The sequence below is a fragment of the Phycisphaerae bacterium genome, from assembly GCA_018003015.1.
In the GTDB taxonomy this organism is placed as follows: Bacteria; Planctomycetota; Phycisphaerae; order UBA1845; family PWPN01; genus JAGNEZ01.
The window spans coordinates 1-6,386 of the sequence record JAGNEZ010000129.1; the positions used below are offsets into that span (position 1 = coordinate 1).

The window sequence follows — 6,386 nt, forward strand, 5'->3', positions numbered from 1 at the left end:
GGGGGGTGGGATGGTATTGGCCGGGGATGGCTTTGACGGAACGAACCCATGGCTTGGAGGCGGGAACCGCGTTTCTGACCGCGCCAGAGGGGTTTGGTGCCTGATTTGGAGAAAGTCTTTGCGCCAAACGAAGCCAATTGGCGGGCTGGAGACGGTTGTGGTCTTTCCGCTCGCGGGCGGGTTTGACTGCTGAGCGGTGATTGCGGTTGGCCAAACGAAGCCATTTGCGTCTCTTTCCGGGGCCGACATCCGGGGGTTTAGGGGTTCCCGGGTGCTGATCGGTGCGGGGTAGGGCCAAGCTGGTTCTTGGTGTGAATAACACGTCGGCTGTCCCGGGGAGGGTTGTTGCCCAGTTGGCTGAGGTTAAAGGGTGCTGTTCTCCAGGGGCTCATGTCGTTTGCCAGGGCCTTTGCCTGCGGTTGACGGTGCTTGCGTTTTTCGCTGCTCGGCGGCGGATGGGCTTCTGTTGCTGGTGGTGGTGGTTCTGCCGGTGTCGAGGCGGCGCCGGTGGTGGTGCTGGCTTGTGGTCGGCTTTGTCGAGGTCAGCTGTTGGCTGGTGGCGGATGGGTGGTCAGACGGGTGGGGCGGCGTCGAGATCGACGTTGGCCAGTTCGGCCATGACGGCGGCGTACCAATTCTCGCCGAAGCGTCGGCGTCCGTGGAGGCAGACCGCGCCTGCCGCGATGGGGGCGATACGGGTGGCGGTGGTGAGGAAGGGGAGTGCGGCGTCGGGCGTATCTGGCAGGGCGACCATGGCCTCGTGCTCGTGGTCCTGGTCGTGGGCGATTCGCGTTTCCAGCTTGGAGCGGCAGAGGGCGAGTTGGGCGTCGAAGATGAGTTCGGGCTGGCGGATCCAGGCGTCGCGGATGAGCCCGATGCAGACCAGGTTGGCGACCTCGTTGGTTGTGACCATGAGTTCCTCGCTCAGCTCGCGGCGAAGACTGGCGAAGGCATCGAGGGTGCCGTCGGGCCGGCGTTCATCGGCTTCGAGGCTGCCGCCGAACGTGTGGATGTAGCCGGCATGGCAAGCGACGCGGTGGCTGCGGCGGCCGTAGAGCAGCCAGCCGTCGGAGGTAATGACCGTGGCGGTTGTGCCGATCGGGTTTCCGAAGTATTCCCAGCCCAGCTTGTCGCCGAGGGGGTAGTTGACGTAATTGGTGCCCATGAAGTTGGCGTAGTCGGTGGGTCCGACCTGGATGGTCAGGGTGTGGTCGACGATTTCGTGGTGGAGGAGTCGAGCCAGCTGGCCGTTGAACAGTTTTCGTCCCTCGCGCCGGGCCTGCTCGTGGAACTGTGTCCACGCCTGTGCGACCAGGGTATCGATGGTCGGGTGTGGTGGCCGGGGTTGGTCGCGCCACAGGAGGCGAAGGTTGTCGGGGGTGAAGTGGCCGAAGACGTCGACGGTGAACACGGGACGAGGCATTGAGACGATCATAACCGTTGGGGCGAGGAAGCGGTACGGATCTGTTTTCCGGGTTGGGGGTTATCGACCGGGGCGGGGGCTGCCGTGCGTGTCCGGCCGGCTCAGGAGGGGGGTTTCTTCTCCGGCTCACCGCCGGGCGAGGATGATCCCGCTTCGGCGAGGGTGGTTTTGATCAACTCACGGAGGACCCGATCGCCGTCTTTGGTCAGGACCATCTCGATTTGCAGGGCCAGCACCGGGGCGGGCCATTGGGGGTTCAGGCGCATGAGTTTGACGGCGTCTTTTTCGGTGGTCACGATGGCGTCGAGCTGCTCCTCTTGTACCCACCTTTCAAGGCTTTTTACATCCTTGGACCGGTATGGATAGTGGTCGGGCACGAACTGATTGGCGAGCGGGTGGATGTTCAGGTTTTCGAGTGTCTGGACGAAGGTCTCGGGGCGGGCGATTCCGGCCAGGCATCCGATTCGCCGGTATTTGCCGGGATGGGTTTGCTGGCCGCTCAGATCGACGAAGCCTGCCGGGCGGTGGACGGCCTGGAGGATGGGCACCTCGGCTCTGGCTCGCCGGCGGAGAGTCTGCTCGATGGTGGTGAGCTGGTCGGGGGTGACCTGATCGGTTCGGGTGATGATCAGGACATCGGCTCGAGCGAGGCCGGCCAGGGGTTCGCGGAGCAGTCCGCGGGGGAGGACATATCCGAAGCCGAAGGGTCGGGTGGCGTCGATGAGCACGATTTCGAGGTCTCGGCTGATTCGTCGGTGTTGGAGTCCGTCGTCGAGCACGGCGGCCGTCGCTCCGTACTCGGTGATGGCCAGCTGGCCGGCGGCGAACCGGTCGGGGTGGGCGATGACGACGGCCTGGGGGCACTGGCGGGACATCATGACCGCCTCGTCGGCGAAATCCTGGGTGGAGGCCTTGTATCCTCGGCAGAGCACCGCCGGTTTGCGTCCGTGTTGGATCAGGTGGTGGCAGACCCAAACGGCCATGGGGGTCTTGCCGGTGCCGCCGACGGTGAGATTGCCGATGGAGATGACCGGGATCTCGAGCCATCGGGGCATGGCGAGGTGGTCGTACCAGTGGTTGCGGATCCGGAGCAGGCCTTGATAGGGGAGCGACAGGCCGAGCAATCCGGCTCGAGCGGCGGTGGCGGCCAAGCCACGGCGTTGGCCGCTGATCAGGTCGACATAGGATGAAGAGAGGTTCAAGGGGGCCATTCCTTTGCAGGTTGGGCGTTCTATGGGTGTTCGCGAAGTACAATCGACGCGCATGTCACGCAGGTGCCGCTGGGCCGGTCGGAGGCCTGGTCGTAGCGGAGAACGTCGGCCCGGGCGTGAGGGAGGGCGGTCATGAGGGCGAACAGGCAGCCGGAGCTGCAGATCCGCGTACTGTTATCGTGGCTGCGGATGACCTCAAGGAATTGTGCGGCATCGCCCGACACGAAGGCCTCCAGCGCCGCCCGGTCCTTCGCTGCGACCTCGTTGCGGAACTCGTCGTCCAGATCCCGCTGGTCGCCGAACCGGGGGCCCACGTGGCTCAGGTCGGCGCCGGCGACGACGATCGTCTGGTCGGGGTCCTCCTGGATCAGATCGCGGAGGGCTTCGGCGAACACGCGGAGGTCCACGCCGTTGCCGTCATAGGGTGCGGTGCCCGACGGGCCGCACGGGTCGTGGCACAGCACGGGTACGATCTGGAAATTACCTGCCCCGAGAACATACTGGAGGATCATGAGTTGCAGTTCGACGGAATGTTCGCGCTGATGATCGAGCTCGTACTCGCACAAGTCGGTGAGGCATCGTTCGCTGAGCTGGTGGATGAAGGCCCGATCGGTGGGGGTTGTTCCGAGTGAAGTGGCGAAGTCTTTGCCGGTGGCGACCACGGAGGTGGCCTGGCCGAAGTGGTTGGTGCCGAGGATCACGAATCGTTTAGCGGGGCAATCCGCGTGGAGCAGGCTGTAGGCATCTGCGTAGCAGCGTTGGCCGCGGGGGTAGTCGAGATGGGGGGCGACGAGGCCGGCGATTCGGCCGCCCGCCTGGTGGGGCGGTGCGGGTTCGTTCGCGCGGAACAGACGTTCGAGCATAGCGGCGGTGGATTCGTGTTCCTCGCCGGGTTCGGCTTGACTCTCGGCCGATTGCCGGGCTGGGGCTGCGTGGTACTCGGCGTGGAGTTTCTGGAGGTGTTCGAGGAAGGAGGCGCTGTCGAGGTAGCGGGCCGCGTCGAGTTGAGCGACGAGGTTTTCCAGTTGGCTGAAGGGGAGGGTGGCGCCGAACTGTTGACGGAAAGCCGCCTGGATTTGATCGGGGCCGTTTTTGCCGTCCAGGAGGGAGAAGATGAACAGTCCGGCGGGTGAGACGGTTATCGGACTGACGGCCAAACCGGAGGGGTCATGGACGATGAGGACCTGTTGGCCTTCGTGTTCGCCGGGGAGGACCTCGACGGGCCTGAGCCGGGGGTAGGGTTTGGACAGGGGCATCAGGGATCTGCCTTTCGCTCGGTGGGCGTCGGTCCGGACATGTTTGGAGAGCATACCCGATGGGCGTGGCGAAGGCGACTTTGGCGAGTGTTTTGGGGTCTGGGGATCACGGCTGGTGGGGTGAACGGCCGATGAACAGGGGCGGCTGATTTGGGGTGGGGGGTGTGGTTTGGTGGGGGTTGTTGTCTTCGGGTATAGTACGGGGTTGCGAAGCGAGCAGCGTGCTTGCGGGTTGGGAGACGGTCATGGCCGCCCGGGTGGGTGGGATGACCCGGGAGTCGAAGTGGGTGACTTGGATTGCGGCGCTGATCTGGTTGACCTTGACGGCGGCCACGCTGCCGGCCGGATCCCACCCTGCGTTTGCGAGCGATATCGGCGGGTCGGGCGGTTGCCTGGCGGTGGAGAGTCCGGCGTGTCCGGAGCCGGAGGGGGCGGGGGTGCCGGTGTCGCCGTCGCGTGCGGTGTGGGTCAGTGCGACCTTTGACGTGTGGGATGGGAGTCTGGCGCGGGTGTCGGTCGATCCCGCACCTCGGTTGCCCATGGTATCCTCTTCGACGGCCACCGGCATTGTGGGTGGTGGTCCCCGGGTTGGTTCCTGGCGGTCGAGAACCGAGATCCGCGGCGCGAGCGACCCGTCTCAGCATGGGTGGATGGCCTGCCGATATGCGCACGCGCCGCCTGTCTTCTGCTAACCGAACCGTTCGGTCGCGTCCGGTGCCGTCGCGCGGTTCGGGCTCCGGCCGTTTGACTTTTCACGCATATGGATGAATCGGCGTTTCCGTCAGAGAGACGAACTCACTTTCCGCTGAGGAACAGACATGGGCGATAAGAATTTATGGTCGAAGTTGGGGCTGATTGTTGTTCTGGTTGGGCTGAGTGCCTGGCAGATCTGGCCGCTGGACAAGACGAAGCTGAAGCCGGGGATCGACCTGGGCGGCGGGCACAGTTTGCTGTTCGAGGTTGACGACAGTGGGCTGGACTCCAGTCAGAAGAGTGGTCTGGCGGAGAAGGTGACCTCGATTTTGAGGCAGCGGGTTGATCCGCAGAACAGTCGGAATCTGGTTTGGCGTTCGATTGGCTGGAACCGGATTGAGATCCAGATGCCCAAGACCGAGTCGGTGAAGCGGGAGGCTTTTGACAGCGCCAAGCAGGCGCTGGTTGCCACGAGCATCACGGAGGCCCAGATTCGGGCGGCGATGAGCCTGCCGGCCGACCGGCGTCAGTTGGAGTTTGATGCCCTGGTGAAGGGTGTGCCGGCGCGGAAGGCGTTGTTCAGCAAGCTGGCCGAGATTCATGACAAGTACGTGCAGTTGTCCACGGCGGCGGCGGGCACCCAGCCGGCGGAGGCCACCAGCCAACCGGCGGCCACTCGGCCGACCAGTGCCGTTCTGGCCAAGGATGCGGACCAGGCGTTTATTGACCGTCGGAAGGCCATTGAGGAGATTCTCAAGACCAACCTGGACATCCGGGTGCTCATGGACGTGCTCGAGCTGGACAAGAAGAGCGAGGTGCGTGCGGATCGGCTCAAGACGATCAAGGAGCAGCACGGGGGCCTGGCCGCCCAGATTGACGCCCTGATCGTCGGGTATGACGAATGGGCTGGCCAGAAGGGTTCGCTGGATGATCCGTCGGATCTCATGCGGCTGCTTCGTGGTGCGGGCAAGCTCGAGTTTCGGATTCTCGCCGAGCGCGACCGGAGCAATCCGGGCCGGACGGACTGCAACAATCCCGCCTACAAGGAGGACATCAACAAGTACGTTGACCAGCTGAAGAAGTACGGACCGCGGCCGCGGGAAGGCGACAACTTCCGCTGGTTTGAGGTTTCCAAGCCGGAGGAGAACAGCATCACCTCGCCCGGGGCTTACATTGTCGAGGAGTACCTGGGGGTCAAGTACGTTCTGACTCACGCCACGGCGGACATGGGTCTGCTGAACGAGGGGGCCAACGACTGGTCGCTTCGCGGGGCCTATCCTGGGCGCGACCCGCAAGGCCGTCCGGCGGTGAATTTCGAGCTGGACACGCGTGGCGGCAACCGGTTCTCCAAGTTGACCCGCGAGAACCTCCAGCGGCCTCTGTGCATCTTCCTGGACAACACGGCGATCTCGGCGGCCACGATTCGCAGCGAGATCAGCACCAACGGGCAGATCAGCGGCAACTTCTCCATCCAGGAAGTTCAATACCTGGTGAACACGCTGGACGCGGGCGTGCTGCCGGCTCGTCTGAAGGAGACGCCTCTTCAGCAGAAGAGTGTGGGGCCGTCGCTGGGGGCGACGAATCACGCCAAGGGTGTCTACTCGGCCATCCTGGCCACCATCCTGGTGGTCCTGTTCATGGCCATCTACTACACCTTCAACGGGGTGATCGCCGACATTGCCCTGCTGATGAACCTGGTGATCACGCTCGGGGTCATGTCGTTCCTGCAAGCGACGTTCACGCTGCCGGGCATTGCGGGCATGGTGTTGACCTTGGGCATGGCGGTGGACGCGAACGTGCTCA

5 protein-coding genes are annotated in these 6,386 nt (G+C 64.2%); 1 reads left to right on the forward strand and 4 read right to left on the reverse strand.

Annotation, left to right across the window (positions count from 1 at the left end):
* Positions 1–571: 571 nt before the first annotated feature.
* The 4 genes from KA354_24890 to KA354_24905 form a co-directional block, all read right to left on the reverse strand.
* On the reverse strand, positions 572–1,423 hold the full coding sequence (locus KA354_24890; protein ID MBP7937889.1) for a hypothetical protein: 852 nt from the start codon (positions 1,421–1,423) through the stop codon (positions 572–574).
* A gap of 101 nt (positions 1,424–1,524) precedes the next feature.
* Entirely contained in the window at positions 1,525–2,625 is a 1,101-nt protein-coding gene (gene lpxK, locus KA354_24895; protein MBP7937890.1) for a tetraacyldisaccharide 4'-kinase, read from the reverse strand.
* Between the two features lie 29 nt (positions 2,626–2,654).
* Positions 2,655–3,890 (reverse strand): AmmeMemoRadiSam system protein B, encoded by a 1,236-nt coding sequence (gene amrB, locus KA354_24900; protein MBP7937891.1) that lies wholly within the window; start codon positions 3,888–3,890, stop codon positions 2,655–2,657.
* A gap of 106 nt (positions 3,891–3,996) precedes the next feature.
* Positions 3,997–4,431: a hypothetical protein gene (locus KA354_24905; protein ID MBP7937892.1), complete on the reverse strand. Its 435-nt coding sequence runs from the start codon at positions 4,429–4,431 to the stop codon at positions 3,997–3,999.
* 277 nt (positions 4,432–4,708) lie between these two features.
* On the opposite strand from KA354_24905, the gene KA354_24910 reads away from it, so the two are divergent.
* Positions 4,709–6,386 (forward strand): hypothetical protein (locus tag KA354_24910; GenBank protein MBP7937893.1); only part of this gene is annotated, 1,678 nt, incomplete at its 3' end.

What these genes read in the sequence shown, in the direction of transcription:
- KA354_24890 (MBP7937889.1), bottom strand. Translation starts at nt 1,423, where the DNA reads ATGCCTCGTCCCGTGTTCACCGTCGACGTCTTCGGCCACTTCACCCCC.
- amrB (MBP7937891.1), bottom strand. Translation starts at nt 3,890, where the DNA reads ATGCCCCTGTCCAAACCCTACCCCCGGCTCAGGCCCGTCGAGGTCCTC.
- KA354_24905 (MBP7937892.1), bottom strand. Translation starts at nt 4,431, where the DNA reads ATGGGCAACCGAGGTGCGGGATCGACCGACACCCGCGCCAGACTCCCA.